Annotated in this window: 14 protein-coding genes and 1 tRNA gene; 7 read left to right on the top strand and 8 right to left on the bottom strand. The window is 74.6% G+C overall.

Annotated features, from left to right (window positions below; translation table 11 throughout):
- Positions 1 to 42 precede the first annotated feature (42 nt).
- Both EJK16_RS15760 and EJK16_RS15755 read left to right on the top strand, forming a co-directional pair.
- A tRNA-Arg gene (locus EJK16_RS15760) sits at positions 43 to 118 on the top strand.
- A 279-nt stretch (positions 119 to 397) separates the two neighbouring features.
- Positions 398 to 1,030 (top strand): AAA family ATPase, encoded by a 633-nt coding sequence (locus EJK16_RS15755; RefSeq protein WP_127131023.1) that lies wholly within the window; start codon positions 398 to 400, stop codon positions 1,028 to 1,030.
- 3 nt (positions 1,031 to 1,033) lie between these two features.
- On the opposite strand, the gene EJK16_RS15750 is transcribed toward EJK16_RS15755, so the two are convergent.
- From EJK16_RS15750 to EJK16_RS19930, 6 genes are all read right to left on the bottom strand, one after another.
- A complete protein-coding gene (locus tag EJK16_RS15750; RefSeq protein ID WP_127131021.1) occupies positions 1,034 to 2,479 on the bottom strand; it encodes a glycoside-pentoside-hexuronide (GPH):cation symporter in 1,446 nt (481 codons plus the stop codon).
- 713 nt (positions 2,480 to 3,192) lie between these two features.
- On the bottom strand, positions 3,193 to 4,203 hold the full coding sequence (locus tag EJK16_RS15745) for a hypothetical protein (RefSeq protein ID WP_127131019.1): 1,011 nt from the start codon (positions 4,201 to 4,203) through the stop codon (positions 3,193 to 3,195).
- Between the two features lie 110 nt (positions 4,204 to 4,313).
- Entirely contained in the window at positions 4,314 to 4,733 is a 420-nt protein-coding gene (locus EJK16_RS15740; RefSeq protein ID WP_127131017.1) for a hypothetical protein, read from the bottom strand.
- A gap of 345 nt (positions 4,734 to 5,078) precedes the next feature.
- The gene (locus tag EJK16_RS15735) at positions 5,079 to 5,681 is read right to left on the bottom strand and encodes a TMEM175 family protein (RefSeq protein ID WP_127131015.1); all 603 of its coding nucleotides are present in this window, start codon (positions 5,679 to 5,681) and stop codon (positions 5,079 to 5,081) included.
- Between the two features lie 71 nt (positions 5,682 to 5,752).
- Positions 5,753 to 6,124, bottom strand: a complete 372-nt coding sequence (locus EJK16_RS15730; RefSeq protein ID WP_127131013.1) for a hypothetical protein — start codon at positions 6,122 to 6,124, stop codon at positions 5,753 to 5,755.
- A gap of 21 nt (positions 6,125 to 6,145) precedes the next feature.
- On the bottom strand, positions 6,146 to 7,027 hold the full coding sequence (locus EJK16_RS19930; RefSeq protein WP_205739801.1) for a J domain-containing protein: 882 nt from the start codon (positions 7,025 to 7,027) through the stop codon (positions 6,146 to 6,148).
- 123 nt (positions 7,028 to 7,150) lie between these two features.
- Between EJK16_RS19930 and EJK16_RS15720 the strand changes: the two genes are divergently transcribed.
- From EJK16_RS15720 to EJK16_RS19920, 5 genes are all read left to right on the top strand, one after another.
- A complete protein-coding gene (locus EJK16_RS15720) occupies positions 7,151 to 7,495 on the top strand; it encodes a helix-turn-helix transcriptional regulator (RefSeq protein WP_127131011.1) in 345 nt (114 codons plus the stop codon).
- Positions 7,496 to 7,595: 100 nt separating this feature from the next.
- Positions 7,596 to 8,828, top strand: coding sequence for a dipeptidase (locus tag EJK16_RS15715; RefSeq protein WP_127131009.1), 1,233 nt, complete (start codon positions 7,596 to 7,598; stop codon positions 8,826 to 8,828).
- The gene (locus EJK16_RS15710; RefSeq protein WP_164737373.1) at positions 8,825 to 9,751 is read left to right on the top strand and encodes a CHAD domain-containing protein; all 927 of its coding nucleotides are present in this window, start codon (positions 8,825 to 8,827) and stop codon (positions 9,749 to 9,751) included. Before EJK16_RS15715 ends, EJK16_RS15710 begins: the two co-directional genes overlap by 4 nt.
- A gap of 358 nt (positions 9,752 to 10,109) precedes the next feature.
- Positions 10,110 to 14,849 (top strand): hypothetical protein, encoded by a 4,740-nt coding sequence (locus EJK16_RS19925; RefSeq protein ID WP_205739800.1) that lies wholly within the window; start codon positions 10,110 to 10,112, stop codon positions 14,847 to 14,849.
- Positions 14,846 to 15,211 carry a hypothetical protein gene (locus EJK16_RS19920; RefSeq protein WP_205739799.1) on the top strand — a complete coding sequence of 122 codons (366 nt, stop codon included), beginning with the start codon at positions 14,846 to 14,848 and terminating at the stop codon, positions 15,209 to 15,211. Before EJK16_RS19925 ends, EJK16_RS19920 begins: the two co-directional genes overlap by 4 nt.
- 127 nt (positions 15,212 to 15,338) lie before the next feature.
- On the opposite strand, the gene mscL is transcribed toward EJK16_RS19920, so the two are convergent.
- A complete protein-coding gene (gene mscL, locus EJK16_RS15695; protein WP_127131006.1) occupies positions 15,339 to 15,761 on the bottom strand; it encodes a large conductance mechanosensitive channel protein MscL in 423 nt (140 codons plus the stop codon).
- Between the two features lie 66 nt (positions 15,762 to 15,827).
- On the bottom strand, positions 15,828 to 16,496 hold the full coding sequence (locus tag EJK16_RS15690) for an SAF domain-containing protein (RefSeq protein WP_127131004.1): 669 nt from the start codon (positions 16,494 to 16,496) through the stop codon (positions 15,828 to 15,830).
- Positions 16,497 to 16,601 lie beyond the last annotated feature (105 nt).

The raw sequence follows: 16,601 nt of genomic DNA, 5'->3' as shown, positions 1-16,601 counted from the left end.
CGGCGTAGCGACGGGCGGCCGGTACCCTGTTGGGTGGTCCCCGCCCTCGTAGCTCAGGGGATAGAGCACCGCTCTCCTAAAGCGGGTGTCGGCAGTTCGAATCTGCCCGAGGGCACCAGGCCCCGTTGTGCGTCGGGGCCGAGGGCGTGGGAGGACGTCGACACGCCGGCGCCGTCCGGGCCGTCGATAGCCACCGCAGTGTGCCGGGACCGCCCGCACGCTGCGCGAGGTCCCGTGCAAGCCGGTCGAGGACCTGGCGGCGGGAGCCGGACCTCTCGGTAGCCATGGCCCACACGGATCGGCGCGGGATGGCATCCTGGGGCCAGCCGACGGCGGCTGGACGTCCCGCACGGACGGTCGGGTCCCGCCGGACGCTGCGACGAAGGAGGCCTGCACGATGGACACAGATCTGGCCGGCGCCACATCCGCGAAGCCCGTTGTGACGATCTTCGAGCAGTACGGAGCGGGCGCCACCGACGTGGGCAGGAAGGTGGCCGAGCGGCTGGGCCTGCCCTTTCACGCCCAGGCCTTCACCTCCGAGGACATCGAGGGCGGCGACGACGACGCCCGGCTCGATCAGAACGCCACGCTCGCCACGGTCTACGCCGCGATGGGTGGGGCATACGGCGGCTTCGAGGGCCGCGACGTCGTCGAGACGCAGCGGCAGAAGTACGACCTCGTCTCGGGCAACAACCGGGCGGTGCGCGAGATGGCGGAGCAGGGCGGCGTGATCGTGGGGCGCAACGGTGCCGTCATCCTGGCCGAGCGGCCCCACACCGTCCACGTGCTCCTGACCGGCTCCACGAACGACCGCATCGAGCGCGCCGCCCGAGAAGCAGGGATCACGACCGAGCGCGCCGCCAGGCGCCAGGTGCGCGAGGACGCCGTACGGGCGGAGATGTCCGAGGTCCTCTACGGGTGGGACCCCCGCCTTCCCGACCGGTACGACCTGGTCATCAACACCAGCCGGATCACGGTGGACGCCGCGGCGGACGCCATCGTGAACGCCCTCCGGACGACGAGTCGCTGACGTTCAGCCCTGAGCCGCAGCGGCTCGATCCTCGCCCGCCTCGCGCTGGATCCGGCGGGCCGTGATCTCGCTGACCACCTGCTTGAAGACCTTGTCCGTGAGCGGGTAGAAGAACATCACCACGAGGGAGAGCAGGATGAAGCCGGCCGTGACCACGCCGGCCGCCCGCTGGATCCCGGTGATCGTCTCCGCGGCCTGCGGCGTCCCCTCGGCCGCGAGCTGGGAGCTGAACGCCACGATCCCGAGGGTGTAGGCGCCCGCCGCCCCACCGATGGCCTGGCCCATCTTGCGGGTGAAGGAGAAGAGCGCGTACGTGGTGCCCTCCGTGCGGATCCCCGTCTTCCACTCGCCGTACTCGACGGTGTCCGCCTCGAGCGCCCACATGAGGGTGTTCACGCCGCCCATGCCGATGCCGAGGAGGAAGAACGAGACGACGGCCAGGACGGGTGTGCTGGGCGGGGCGAACGCGAGCCCGGTGCCGGCGACTACACCGACCAGGCCGAGCCCGATGTAGCCGTTTCGCTTGCCGAACCGGCGGACGATGGTGGGAATGAACGAGGCGACGAGGAACGTGCCGGCCGCCTGGGCGACGGCGTTCCAGGCGATGTACTGGGGGTCCTTGAGGACGTAGATCGCGTAGTACGGCCCGAGGGTCCCGATCGCGGTCAGGCCCGTGAGGAAGAGCAGGCTGCCCACGCAGAGCCAGAGCAGCGGCTTGTTGTGCAGCAGCGTCCCGAAGCTCTCCCGCATGCTCGGAGCGGCGACGTCCCGCTGCACCTGCTCCCTCACGTTCGCGATCGTGTACAGGTACAGCGCCATGCCGACGACGACGAAGATCGCGGTCGTGATGGTCAACGACCGTTGCAGACCCTCGGGATCGCCGTCGAACCGCTTGATCTGGGGGGCGACGACGAACGACAGCATGAGGATCGTGATGTTCGAGCCCCACACGCGCCAGCTCGCCAGGGCCGCCCGCTCGGTGGGCACCTGGGTCATCGCCGGGGCGATGGAGCCGTACGGGATGTTGACCAGGCTGTACAGGGTCCCCATCACGGCGTACGAGATGTACGCGTAGACGATCGCCTGGCCCGGCGTGATGTCCGGGAAGAATGTCTTGGCCGAGAAGATCGCCATGCTCGAGAGCAGCAGCGGCAACGAGAACCAGAGAATGAACGGCCGGAACTTGCCAAGCCTGCCGGGCTTCTTCGCGTCCACCATGCGGCCGGCGAAGAGGTCGGCGATCGCGTCCCAGAACCGGATGACCAGGAACATGGTCCCGATCGCCGCCGCCTCGATCGCCACGACGTTCGTGTAGTAGAGGAGCAGGAAGGACGACGCCATGGAGAACGCCAAGTTGTTGGCCGCGTCACCCGCCGCGTAGCCGGAGTAGTTCTTCCAGGTGAGCTTCTCGGGGACGACGCGCGTCCTCGTGGTGGTGGCCTCGGTCATGGCGCAGTCCCCACTCCCCGCGGGCAGGACGGCCTAGCGGCCGTGCCCGCACCCTGTTCGGTTCTCCCACCTGGCGGTAGGTCGTCTCCCGTTGCCGCTGGGCCCCACATCGCGCCCGCCCGCAGTGCCGGCTGGTAGCGGTCCCCATAGAACTCCTGCGGTCCGGTCCGGGCAACACATGGCGCGGCACCTCGAGCCCGTCGCGGGCGAGGACTGCACCGCGCGCTCCCGGGGCCCTCGACCACGGGTTGCGGGTCGTCAGGCTCTCAGCACTGGTGCTCCGATGCTCGGCGAGAGAAAAGCCCCGTTACGCTCGGCGCGACGGGGCTTTTCGTACCAGAGCGAGTTCGCTCAGTTGATGGTGAACTCAGGAAGGCGGTCGATCTGCTCGACGCTGCGGGCGGTCTCAAGAATCCACGCGAAGTACTTGGTCATCTGTTGTCTCCATTCGAGAGTGTGTCAGGGGTCATCTCGGAAGAGCACACCCTTGGGCACCTCGACTGGGCTCGCACCCACGGTCTCGATGATACCTGGTGCGGTGGCGACAATGAGCGTCTGCGAGCGTGACGTTGTTCATGTCGCACAATGACGGTGAGAATCACCTTTCCGCTCGATCTCGGGACGCCCGTGAACATGCGCATGAGCGGTGCTTTGGTCCGGTGCCTTTTCAACAGGTCCATTGCGCGCCCCGTGAGACGGTTTTCGACGCGCGGTCACCAGAAAAAGGCGACGCGAGCCGGAACGCTCGAGTGCGCATAGTGGGAGGCGAGCAGGGCTGTGACCGCTGTAATAACGGGCACCGATTCACTCGCGGCTCGGTTCGGGGCGGCATGCGGAACGGTTCTCAGACGCTCGAGCGCAGGGTCCCCCCGCCTGTCGACGGCGGGGCGGATGTACTCCAGTGCCATGAGTGCCGCGACGGCGCGCCGCGTGACGCCGGCATCTGCGATATGGCTCGTGCAGGCGTCAGCGAGGTCGTCCCGGGCTGCGGCGAGCCAGGGCTGGTCGAGGTAGCGAGCCGCCTCGTGCAGCACCATGGCGATCCCCGAGATGCCGGTGGCGATGCCGCCCAGGGGCAGGCGCTGGAGGGGCCTCCCCGGTCCGGTGGGTGACCAGCCCAGCAGGAGGAGGTCGTCCCGGAGGGCCCTCTCGATCACCGGAAGAAGGGAGGGATCATGGGTGAGGTCGTAGGCGTGGAGCAGGTACAGCGCCGGGCCGGAGCCCCCGTGCAGGATCCCGGGGCGTGAGGGCCGGTGCGTCCGCGTTGTCAGCCGGTGGACGAGGGCGCGGGTGACGGCATCGATCCGGGCGAGCAGCGCGGCGGCGTCGGGGACCGGGGTGCGCTCGAGCAGAGCGAGGCCGACCCCGGCCAGACCGTCGGCGACCGTGGCGTTCAGCCGGCCCATCGGTGCGGCCTCCACCTGGCGCCAGGCTCGGCCCGCTTCCACGTGCCGTCCGGCACCGTCGAGCGCGAGGGCCGCCCCGCTCAGCCCGGTGACCAGACCCACGTCGCTGGAGGGGCCGTGGGCGACGAGCCCGGCAAGGTGGTCCGCGGTCGAGGCAGGTACCTGGGCCCCGACGTGCGCCAGGGCCCACACGATCCCCGCGGCCCCGTCCCCGAACCGCACCCGGTCGTCGAAGGCTCCGCGATCGACCAGAGCCAGAAGCTGCTGCTCGATAGAGAGGGCGAGATCGTGCGCATGCAGGTCACGTCGGACATCCACGGTGGGTCGGGTGGTGGGGCGCGGGGACGACGGTGCGCGGAGGTGAGGCCGCCGCTGGTGCGACAGCCGGGTGCCCGGCACGTGGAGCGCGGGCGCGAGGGGCACGGGAATCACGCCCCGGCCACGATGACCGTCATGGTGCCGCTTCCGTATCCCTTGACTGTGACATCCACGTCGACCCGGGGCAGGTAGCTGCTCAGCCATGCGACGACGTCCATCGGTGGGAAGGTGCGCAGGGCGTCATAGACGGTCGACAGGCGCACGTGCGGTGCGCCGTCAGCATTCAGCATGGCGGCCAGGATGTTGAGAACTTCGGAGACGTCCTCGAACTGGTCGACCCACAGGGCGCCGCCCGCGATCCGTTCCTCGATGCGCCGCGGCGCGATCAACGCGAACGCGGCCGCGATCCGCGCGGCCAGCGGCGCCTCCATGGCCACGATCGCCGCGGTGCGGTACTCGTCGTCGGTGTACACGCCGATCACGGTGCTTCCCGCGGTGCGCAGCGGATCCGCCGCCGCCACGGCCTCCACGTCGCGGGCGAGCGTCTCTGCGAGGAGGTCCCGCACCTGAGGCGCAGCCGGCAGCGGGGTGGACCGGGTGATACGGGCAGGGCGACGGCCGGTGCGACCCAGACGGGGAGACTCGGAGTAGGCCCTGTGCGGGGCCGCTGCGGCGAGGGGTGTCATGCTGACCTGCCTTTTCGGACGGTATCTGACACCAAGTGTTTACGCCCTGGAACAGAGCTGGAGCGAAGACCGATCCGCTCGTTGTTCACGACAGTGTCTAGATGCACACAAGAGGCCGACGGTCCGGCGCGCCCGCGCGGTCGAACAGTTCGCTAACAGTTCCAGCTTTCGCTTCGAACAGCGGGGAGGTCAGGCATCGGTTGGCCCGTCGGGGCCGACCGCGGACAACCCCCGCGCGATCCTGCGGTCGGGGACCAGCCACACGAGGGCGACCGCGGCATAGGCGGTGACCGCGAGCCGGTTGTCGAGGAACGAGAGGGCGATGCCGGCCATGTAGAGCAGCGGCGAGACCTTGCCCTTCAGGTCCCGCCCCACCGCGGCGGCCACCACGGACTTCCTCCCCTGGTCCCGGATGATCGCGCCCTGCAGCACGTAGTAGGCCACGGAGGCGGCCAGCAGGACGACGCCGTACGCAGCGGTGGGCACCGGTGCAAACCCGTTCTCGCCCATCCAGGCGGTGGTGAACGGGACCAGCGACAGCCAGAAGAGCAGGTGCAGGTTCGCCCAGAGGATCCCCCCGTTCACCCGTGCGGTCACCTGCAGCATGTGGTGGTGGTTGTTCCAGTAGATGCCCAGGGTGACGAAGCTCAGCACGTACGACAGCAGCACCGGCCACGCGGCGCGCAAGGCGTCCCACGTGGTCTCGTGCGGCGTGGGGAGCTCGAGGACCATCACCGTGATGGCGATCGCGATCACCGCGTCGCTGAACGCTTCCATCCGGTTCGTCGACATGGAGCGACGCTATGCGCTGCCGGACCGCGCGGGCCCGCCGTCGAAGGTCCGCGCCGGCGTCCGCGAAGCGGTCACGTCTCCGGTGTCAGCGGCATCGCCTCCCACGCGGCCGACAGGTCCTTCAGGGTCAGCGGGGCCTCCTCGCCGGTGCCGAGGTCTCGCGCGGGCGGGAGCTCGTCCCAGAACTCCCGGTGGTCCTCGCACGGCAGGACCGCGGTCACCGCCCCCCGCACGGGCTCACGGTCGGAGGACGCCGAGACGTCGACGAAGCGGTTGCCCGACTGGGTCCGCCACGCGCGGATGACCGGGTCGGTCAGGATGTGCGCCCAGGCGATCAGCTCGGACGGGCTGTCGACGGTGGCGGTCACGTCACCGACGATGTCGAGCTCGCTGCTGGCGCGGAGCAGGAGCGAGAGCTGGCGAGAGTTGTCAGAGAGGTGCATGAGAACCGTCCGTGAAGGTGTCTACCCGCGCGCGGCGCGCAGCAGGGCGGCGATGAGGTCGCCCCATGGGACGGGGCGGGCTGAGCGGCCGGGCCACGGATCCGGTGGCCCCGGGGCCCCGGGCCGCAGCACGGGTCGGCCCGGCCCCCCGGCCCCCTCCGGCTGCCACCACACGGGCCCGGCCTGGATCGGCGCATCACCGACGCCCACACCGGCCGGTTCCCAACCGGGGACCCGCTGCCGAGGCGGCGCAGCCCGTTCCCCAGCAGGTGCGGGCGGTGACCCGTCGTGGCGCGCCCGGGCGACCTGGCGGTCGTACGCGGCCCGGCGGACCGGATCGTGCAGCACGGCGTAGGCCAGGAGCGCGTCCCGCAGGGTGGCGTCCGACGCCGCCGGCTCGGTGCGCGCACGGTCGCGGGTGTCGGGATGGTGACGACGCACCAGCGCCCGGTAGGCGTGAGCGATCTCGGCCGACGTCGCCCCCGGGGCGACGCCGAGGTCGGCGTAGAGGTCCGGGCGTGGGGTCGTCATGGTCGTCGATGGGGTCGGGTGCTTTCCGGGGTCCCGGCGCTGGGCCGGGACCCCGGGCTGGTGGTCGTTGCCGGCCCGCGGCGGTGACCGCTGCCGTGCCCAGCCGTTCATGCCGGGACGGTGCGGGCGGGTGCCGGGTGGGCGTGCCGTCGTCATGGGCGCGCCGCGACCCCTACGGCCGCCGCGACCGACGCCGCGGCGGGACGGCGCGGGCGCGGACGGCGGCGTCCTCGCGGGCCACTCCGCGGCGACGATGGCGTCGAACTCTGCGCGGAGGAGCTCCGCGTCGGAGCAGATCAGCTCGAGGAACTCGTCCCGCCCTGTCGGCATGGACGGCGGGAGCTGCGCCCGGTCGGCCGGTGCCATCACCATCACCCTCCCTCCGCGCGAGGGCGTGCCGTCCGCCGTCGCGCGACCGAGACAGATCTGTGTGGATCGAGATAGGTTTCTTATAGCACCCCTGACATGCGCGAGCAAGGCCGAGAGGAGGCGGACATGGCAGGAGCGACCGGGCCCGGGGCGGCCCGCGGCGTGTACGGCATCTCCGTGGCCGCCGACCTGGTTGGCATGGGACCACAGACGTTGCGCCTGTACGAGCGCCGCGGCCTGCTGGAGCCGGCGCGCACGGAGGGCGGGACCCGTCGCTACAGCGAGCGGGACCTCGACCGGCTCCGCCGCATCGGGACGTTGCTCGCGGACGGCCTCAACCTTGCCGGCGTCGCGGTGGTCCTCGACCTGGAGGCGGACAACGCCCGGCTCCGGGCCGACAACACCCAGCTGCGGGCGGAGCGGCGCGAGAACGTGCCCGGCGCGCGGCCCGGTCGCGGGCCCCGCCGCTAGGATCGCCGGGACGGGCGCCGCGCTGCAGCGGCCCCTCCGGTGGGACCGGGCACGGCCCGGCGCGAGGCGCGTGCCGCGTGATGAGCGGAGAAGGACGGCGATGTCAGGAACAGCCGAGCTGGTCGAGGACGTGCTGCGCACCACCCCGCTGATCGACGGCCACAACGACTGGCCGTTGGTCCTGCGCGCCCGCGCCGGGTACAGCGTCGAGGGGCTCGACGAGCCCCGCGCCGAGTTCCACACCGACATCCCACGGCTACGCGCCGGGCGCGTCGGCGCCCAGTTCTGGTCCGTCTTCGTCCCCTCCTCCCTCCCCGAGCCGGAGGCCGTCGTCGCGACGCTCGAGCAGATCGACGCGGTGCACCGCCTGGTCGCGCGCTACCCGGACACGTTCGGCCTTGCCTGCACCGCCGCGGAGCTGCTCGCCGTCTTCCGCTCCGGCCGGATCGCCGCGCTCCTCGGCGCGGAGGGCGGCCACAGCATCGCCGGGTCCCTCGGGGTGCTGCGCGCGCTCGCCCGCCTCGGCGTGCGCTACCTGACCCTCACCCACAACAACAACACCGCCTGGGCCGACTCCGCTGCCGAGGCGGGCCGGGTGGGAGGCCTCAGCGACGCCGGCCGCGCGGTCGTCGCCGAGCTGAACCGGGTCGGCATGCTCGTGGACCTCTCCCACACCGCGGAGGCCACGCAGCGCGCCGCCCTGGAGGCCACCCGGGCGCCGGTGATCTTCAGCCACTCGTCGGTGAAGGCGCAGGGCGACCACCGCCGCAACGTCAGCGACGCCGTCCTGCGCCGGCTCCCAGCGAACGGCGGCGTGGTGGCGCTGACCTTCGTCCCCGCCTTCCTCTCCCCGGCGTACGCCGAGTGGTCGGAGGCCGCCGACGAGGCGCGCGGCGCGGGGGAGGAGCCCTGGCCGCGCGCGCCTGTGCCGGGGCAGAGCGCGCACGAGACAATCGTCGCCAACGCCGGCGCCGCCCTCGAGGGGCTCGAGGACCCGGCCGACGTCGCCGCCCGGGAAGGACGGTTCCGCGAGTGGCTCGCCCGCCATCCCCGGCCCGCCGTCGGCATCGGCGACGTCGTGCGCCACATCGAGCACGCCCGCGACGTCGCCGGCGTCCGGCACATCGGCCTCGGCGGCGACTACGACGGGATCGACCGGCAGCCCGACGGCCTGACGGACGTCTCCGGCTACCCCCGCCTCCTGCAGGCCCTGGCCGAGCGCGGCTGGTCGCGCGGGGACCTCGCCGCCCTGGCGGGCGGGAACATCCTGCGGGTGCTCCGTGACGCCGAGGACGTGGCCGAGGTCTCCCTCTGGCCGGCGGCGCGGGCGTGACGGCCGCCGGCCCGCCCGGGGCGCCCGAGCCGAGCGCCGCCACGGTCATCCACGCCTACCTGCACGAGCAGATCACGGCGATCGGGGCGCTCGACCCGCGGGTCCGGCGCGACGAGCCCGATGCGGTCCACCAGATGCGCGTGGCGGTGCGGCGGCTGCGCAGCGCGCTCGCCACCTTCCGGCCGCTGCTCGAGCGTGACGACGTCGCCCCCGTGCGCCGCCAGCTGGTCTGGCTCGCCGACGCCCTGGGCCACGCCCGCGACGCCGAGGTCATGCGCGCGCGCCTGCGCGCCCTGCTCTCCGGGCTCGACCCGGCCGTTCTCGAGCGGATCGGCACGGCACCCGTCCGCGCGCTCGAGACGGCGCTTGACGAGCGGCACCGCGCGGCGCGCGCCGACCTCCTCGCCGCGCTCGGCTCCCGGCACTACCTGCGGGTGCAGGACGCGCTCCGCGGGCTCGACGCGTCCCCGCCCTGGCGGCCGGCCGCCGCCGGGCCGGCACGCGCGGTGCTTCCCGCCCTGGTGCGGCGCGAGTGGCTCCGGCTCGTGCGCCGCGTGGACGCCGCCGGGCGCGCGACGACGCAGGAGGACCGTGACCTCCGGCTGCATGCCGCCCGGCGCGCCGCCAAACGGGTGCGCTACGCGTGCGACGCCGTCCGGACGGTGATCGGCCCCGACGCCGCACGACTTGCGGCCGGCGCGGAGGAGCTCCAGGACGTCCTCGGCGAGCACCAGGACAGCGTCGTCAGCCGCGACCTGCTCGAGGACCTCGGTGGCAGGCCCGGTGCGGGGGAGGGCGACGGCGGGCGGCTGCTCGCGGGCCTGCTCGCCGCGGAGCAGGCGCGAGCGGCGGCAGCGTGGGACGCGTTCGCTCCGGCGTGGGCCGCCGTCCGGCGCCCGGAGGTTCTGCGGTGGCTGGAGTGAGATGCGCCACTGCCCGGGCGTGCGACGGGGACCCGGCCCACGGGCGGATCGAGGCGGGTGCTCGCGCCTGACGCCGCATTTCGTCCGTAAACGTTCCGCTCGCCGGTCTGCGTGGTGACCTGCACGGACGTGCGCCAGCGAGGTGCTTGCGCTGCGGGGCAGGCCCGCGCCATGATGTGCCGAGACGGAGCGCGACGCCTGCCCCCCCTGCGCGCCGCGCTCCGTCCCAGTCTTCGCCGGCTCCCGCACCGTCGCGGCCGGCGCGATGGCGGCCGGACCCGCCCGCAGCCCCGTACCGCGCACGCCCCTGCGGCGCGCCGAGACCCCACGTGAGGCCCCGGCTGCCTACGGTGGTGGGATGACACCTCCTGCGCTCTTCTCCCGAGGTGGGGCGGGCCGCCGCCGGACCGCCCCGGCCGCTCAGGACCGTACCCCGCAACCGGACGCCGTCGCCCCTGCGCCCGCCGTCGCGGCCGGGACGCCCGGGCCCGCCCCCACGAGCGAGCCGGCGGCCCAGCGGCGGGCCGGGATCACCCCCGAGCGTGTCGCGACCGTCGAGCGGGCCGCGGCCGGCTGGCAGCGCTCCCTCGCGCGCCTCGGCGGCGCGAGCACCCTCGCCGACATGACGCTCCTGGGCGACGCGATCATCGACCTCACGGCCGCGCACCCGTCCGGGATCGCCCAGCTCTACGCCGGTCGCACCACCCGGCTGAGCAACCTCGTGCGCGAGGGCAGCGCGCAGCTCGCCGCCCGCCGCAGCGCCCGGACGGTCCGCGCGCGCGCGGAGGAGCTCGCTCAGCGCTACGGCGTCGCGCCCACCTACCTCGCCATCGGCGTCGCGACCTGGACAGCGCTGCCCGAGCCGGGCGCCCCGGACCTGGCGGACCACCAGAGCGTCGACCTCGAGGTCTCCGGCGACCCGGGCGCCGCGTCCGCCGGCCACGCCGCGGGCGCCCCGCAGCCCGGCCGCGACGCCGTTGCCGTGCCCGCCGGTGACGACGGGGGCGCCCCGCAGCCCGGCCATGACGCCGTTGCCGCGCCCGCCGGCCACGGCGCTGGTGCGGCCCACGCGGATGACGGGACGCAGGGCCAGCGCGCGCACGGAACGGCGGCGGACGCGCCCGCGCGCCCGCAGGTGCTGGTCGACGACGTGCCGGCCGGCCCCACAGCGGCGCCCCCGCCCCCGGCTAAGCCGCTGCTCCCGGCCCCGCCCGCGGCCGGGCCCACGCCCCACCCGCGCGTCGCCCAGGTCCGCACCGTCCACGCCCCCGTGCTGCTGCGGCCCGTGCGCCTGACCGCGCACGCCGGCGCCGAGTCCGACTTCGACGTCGACCTTGAGTCCGCCATCGAGGTCAACGCGGTCCTCGTGCGCGCGCTGCGCGCCGCGGGCGTCAGCGTGGACGTCACCGCGATCGCCCGCCTGGCGTACACCGAGCACGGGTTCTCCCCCCGCGCGGCCCTGAACCGGCTGGCCGAGCTGGGCCGGGAGAACCTCGCGGGCTTCGAGATGAGCGAGCGGATCGTCGTCGGGCCCTTCGTGCACCCGGGGCAAGTCCTCGCCGACGACCTGGCGGCCATGCGCCCGCACCTCGTCGCCTCCGACGTCGTCGCGGCCCTGGCGGGTGACGAGCAGGCGCGCGCCCGGGTCGACGCCCCGCTGCCCGAGCGGGTGGCCACCGACCGCGCCCCCGAGGCCGAGCGCGGGGCGGGTGACCTCGACGTCGACCAGCAGCACGCGGTCGACGCCGTCGCGTCCGGCCGCCACGTGTTCCTCGACACCCCGCCGGGCGCCGACGTCGCCGGGACCGTCGCCGCCATCATCGCCGACGCCGCAGCGTCCGGGCGGCGCGTGCTGTACGTGCCCGGCACGCGGCGCACCGGCCGCGCGCTGCTCACCCGGATCGAGGAGCTCGGGCTCGGCGACCTGATCCTGGACCTGTCCACCGACGCGCGCTGGCGCACCACCGCCGCGGCGCGCCTGCGCGCCGGCCTGAGCCCAGCGCCGGTGCACGTCGACGACGACGGCATCCGCGCCATGCGCGCCGAGCTGGCGAGCGTGCGGACCCAGCTCGGCGACTACGTCACCGGGCTCCACGCCCGCCACGAGACCTGGGGTGCGTCCGCCTACGACGCCCTGCAGGCTCTGGCCCGGCTGACCTCCGCGCGCCCCGGCCCGCGCACGCGGGTGCGCCTGGACGCCGAGGCGCTGCGCCGGCTCGCCGGCGGCGCGCTCGAGGATGCCCGCGAGCAGCTCGCCCGCGCCGCCGCGCTGGGGGCCTTCACCCTGCGACCCGAGGACACGCCGTGGTACGGGGCGAACCTCGACGAGGCGCCGGCCGCGTCGGCCGCGCTCGAGCGCACCCAGCGCCTGGGCGAGCTCAGCCTGCCGGCCCTGTCCGCGCAGGCGGAGCGGGTGGCCGCGCAGACCGGCCTGGAGCCGGCCACCACCCTGGCCGGGTGGCGCGAGCAGCTCGGCATGCTCGACGGCGTCGCCGAGGCCCTCGACGTCTTCCTGCCGCAGGTCTTCGAGCGCTCCGCCGCGGACATGGTCGTGGCCACGGCCACCGGGGCGTGGCGCCGCGAGCACGGGCTGTCCATGAAGGGCTCCGTGCGCCGGCGGCTGCGCAAGCAGGCCCGCGACCTGCTCCGGCCGGGGCGCCCCGTGGCGGACCTGCATGCCGAGCTGGTGCGGGTGCAGGAACAGCGGGAGATCTGGCGTCGGTACAACCCGAACGGCGGCTGGCCCCGCCTGCCCGACGGGCTCGGCGAGATCGAGGCGGCGGAGCGGGAGGTGCGCGCCGACGTCGAGGCCCTGCAGCCGGTCATCGGCTCGGGCGCCGGGAGGGACGACCTGTTCACGGTGCCGCTGGACGTGCTCACGGCCCGGATGCGCGAGCTGGGCCTGGACGCCCCGGCCCTGCGGGTCCTGCCCGAGCGCACCGCGCTCGTGGGGCAGCTGCGCCGCTCGGGCCTCGGCCCGCTCGTGGACGACCTCATCGAGCGCCGGGTGCAGGGCGACCTCGTGGGCGCCGAGCTGGACCTCGCGTGGTGGAGCTCGGTGCTCGAGCAGATCCTCCGCTCGGACCGGGCGCTCGCCGGCTTCGACGGGCCGTCGCTGACCGCCCTGGCCGAGCGCTTCCGCGCGCTCGACGACGCCCAGGTCGCCAGCCTGGCCGGGCCGGTGCGCCGGGTGGTCGCGAGCAACCTGGTCGCCGCCGTGCGAAACAGGCACGAGGAGGCCGCGCAGCTTTTCGACGCCCTGGCGGCCGAGCGCGGCGCCCACCTGCGGGAGGCCCTGGCCGCCCACCCCGACCTCGTCGGCGCGGTCCGGCCCGCCTGGCTGGTGGCGCCCCTGCTGGCCGCCCAGCTGCTGCCCGAGGGGCCGTCGGTGGACTTGCTCGTGCTCGACGGCGTCCAGCACCTGCCCGTCGAGCAGTCCGTGGCCGTGCTGGCGCGCGCCCGCCAGGTCGTGCTGGTGGGCGACTCGCGGCGCGGCGGCGACGGCCTGGTCCAGGCGCTCGCGCCCCTGCTCCCGACGGTGACGCTGCCCACGGGGCGGGCCGAGCGGGACGAGGGCATCGCCGCGTTCTTCGCCGAGCACGGCTACGGCGAGGTCATCCGCTCGGTGCCCGCGCCGCCGTCGACCGCGCGCATGCGCCTGGACGTGGTCGAGGGGGGTTACGGCATGCCCGCCCCGGGTTCGGACGCCATCGAGAGCGTGCAGGCCGAGGTCGACCGCGTCGTCGACCTCGTGATCGACCACGCTCTCTCCTCGCCCGAGCAGTCGCTCGCGGTCGTGACGCTCAACGCCCGCCACGCCGACCGCGTCCGCGAGGCCGTCGGCGCAGCCGTGGCCGACAGCCCCGCCGTCGCCCAGTTCTTCCGCCCCGACAGGCGGGAGGCCTTCACCGTGGTCGAGGTCGACGGCGCGGGCGGCCTCCGCCGTGACGTCGTGGTGCTCTCCCTGGGCTACGGCAAGACGCCGCACGGGCGGGTGCTGCACCGCTTCGGTGCCATCGACGGACCCGACGGGCTGGCGTGCCTGGTGGACGCCCTGGACGCCGTGCGCCACCAGCTCGTCATCGTCAGCTGCATCGCCCCGGGCGAGATCGACCGCGAGCGGCTCCGCCATCCGGGCCCGCAGCTGCTCGCCGACCTGCTCGACCAGGCCGCCGTCGGCACCCTCGCGGGCGAGACCCCCACGAGCGCGCCCGAGGAGAGCCCCGACCAGCTCCTCGTCGACCTCGCCGAGCGGCTCTGGCGCCTGGGGCTGACCGTGGTGCCGCGCTACGGCCTCGAGGGCGGGGTGCGCATCCCGCTGGCCATCGGGCACCCCGACCTGCCGGGCGAGCTGCTCGTGGCCGTGCTCACGGACGACGCCGAGTACGTCGCCGAGCCGAGCCTGCGCCGCCGCGACCGGCACTGGGTCCAGCGGCTGACCGCGCGCGGCTGGCGGGTGCGCACCGCATTCTCCACCGCGGTGTTCATGGACCCGCAGGCGGAGGCGCAGGCCATCCTCGCCGAGGTGATGGAGGTCGTCGAGGAGCGGCGCGGGCAGCGCACGCCCACGCCGGCGGTCGTGGCACCGCCGGCAGGTGCCGACGGTCCGGGCGGCATTGCTGGTGATGAGGCCACGGGGCAGGCCGAGGGTGGGCCGGCCGGCGCTCAGCCCGGCACGGACGGTGGGATACGGCCCGGCGCCGCCGCCGGGGCCGGGCCCGGCACCGCCGGTGGTGAGGTCGCGGGGCAGGGCGGCGCGGACGCGGCGACGGCGGGGGACGCGGCGCCGACGGGCAGCGCGACGACGGCGGGCGACGCGCCGACGGGTGGCGCGCCCGTGGCCCTGCGCGAGCGGGGTCCCCGCCCGCCCGTGGCCCTGCGCGAGCGGGGTCCCCGCCCGCCCGTGGCGCCTGGACTCCCGCTCGCCGCCTACAGCGACGACCAGCTCGACGACCTGCTGGCGTGGATCGTCTCCGACGGCGCCGAGCGTGAGGACGACGCGCTCGTCGAGGAGCTGCGGGGCGAGCTGGCCCTGACCCGGCGCGGCGCCCAGACGGAGGCCGTGCTCGGTCACGTCGTGCGGCGGCGGTCCCGGTGACCGACGGCCCGGGGCACGCCGCCGCGCCGGGCGCGGCGGGACCGGAGTCGTCGGGGCCGGCCGCGGCGGCGGGGGCCGACGCACCGGAGTCGTCGGGCGCGGCCGGCCCGGCGGGCGAGGAACCCACCGGCCACCCCATCCCGGCCGATGCCCACCGGCGCCGCCACCGCCGGGTCGTGGCCCTGTCCGCGGTCGACCGCGAGCGGCTCGCGTCCGGGGAGCTCGCCAGCGAGGTCGCCGCCCTCCACCAGGGGGACGCCCCGCCGGTACGGCCCGCGCCGGGGCCCGCACCCGGGCAGGGCGGGGACGCCAACGACGAACGGCTCAGGCGTGACGTCCCGCCGCACTGGGGCAGGATCTGAGGCAGGTTGCCCCACCACTGGGGCGGGAGTGCACCCATGAGGCGCAGCAACACCTACCACCCGTCACATCGGCACCGTTCGTGGGGCAATCCGTGCATTCACCGCCCGCAGGCCTGCCCCGGAGCGGTCAGAAGCTCCTCGTGCCGGCACGGTCGGCGCGGTCGGCGGCGAGCAGGTCCCGGATCTCGGTGAGGATCCGCACGTCGTCCGCCGGTGCCTCGGGCTCGGTCACCTCGATCTTGCGTCGCGCTGCCAGCGTGTTCATGGGCAGCACCACGAAGAAGTACAGCGCAGCCGCCACGAGCAGGAAGTTCACCGCGGCTGTCACCATGGAGAACGGCAGGACCTCCGCCACGTCGTCGCCCGCACCGAGCGTCCACACCCACGTGCGGTCGAAGTTGGGCGTCCCGAAGAGCCCGCCGATGAGCGGGTTGAGGACGTTGTTCACGAGTGAATTGACGATGCCGGTGAACGCGGCGCCGATGACCACGCCGACGGCGAGGTCGACGGCGTTGCCGCGCGAGATGAACTCCTTGAAGCCCTGAAGCATGCACTGATCCTTGATGTCGGGGGCCACGGGCCCCGGGATGATGGCGGCCCCGCCGCGCCCGCCGGGTCACGGTCGGAGGACCGCCCTGAGGGGGGCCCAGGCGCTGGAGCCAAGAAGTACCGTAGCGACCTGCTCGGGGGCAGCCACGAAGATGAAGGTGACTCCTGCCACGCCGGAGCCGAGCAGGCTCCCGCCCCCGGACTCCTGGACCGCCAGCACGACGACGTCGCGGGCGACCACCTCCGCGCCGCCCGGGACACCGGCGGCCTCGCCGCCCGCCGCGACGAGGTTGATGCGCTGCCCGGGCTGGGCGAGGCGGGCGGAGCCGGCGTCGGCCACGGGGACGGGCACCACCACGGTGCCGGGTGGTGCGCCGTCCGCCAGGCCGGGCCCGGTCAGCATGGACGCCATCAGCACCGTGCCGGCGGGGAGGCCCACCGCGAGGGGCCGGCCGAGCGCCGCCCGCTCGTCGCGGAGCGCCGACGGCGGAACGGTGCCCGCGACCACGGTGCGCACCACCAGGTCGGCGCCGGTGAGCGGCGTGCCGGCGGCCACGTCCGCGGCGAGGACGAGTGCCGGCTCGCCGGGCGGTTCGGGCGGGCGCAGCACGCCGAGCCCGGTCGCGACGGCGAGGCCCAGGCACAGCGCGACAAAGGGGTACCGACGGCGCCACAGGGTGCGCCGGAGCCGCGCGGCGACCGAGCGCGAGGGGGGCGGGGGACGGCGCGGGCGCATCCCCGGACCGTAGGCCGACCGTGTTGGGGTAGGCCGGGCCGCCAGAGGTCGCTGTGGACGCGGTGGCAGCGCGCGTGGCTGTGGACGCGGCGGCGCGCCCGGGCG

This window comes from Georgenia sp. SYP-B2076, from assembly GCF_003991205.1.
Taxonomy (GTDB): domain Bacteria; phylum Actinomycetota; class Actinomycetes; order Actinomycetales; family Actinomycetaceae; genus Georgenia.
This window is presented reverse-complemented; position numbering and strand designations above follow the sequence as displayed.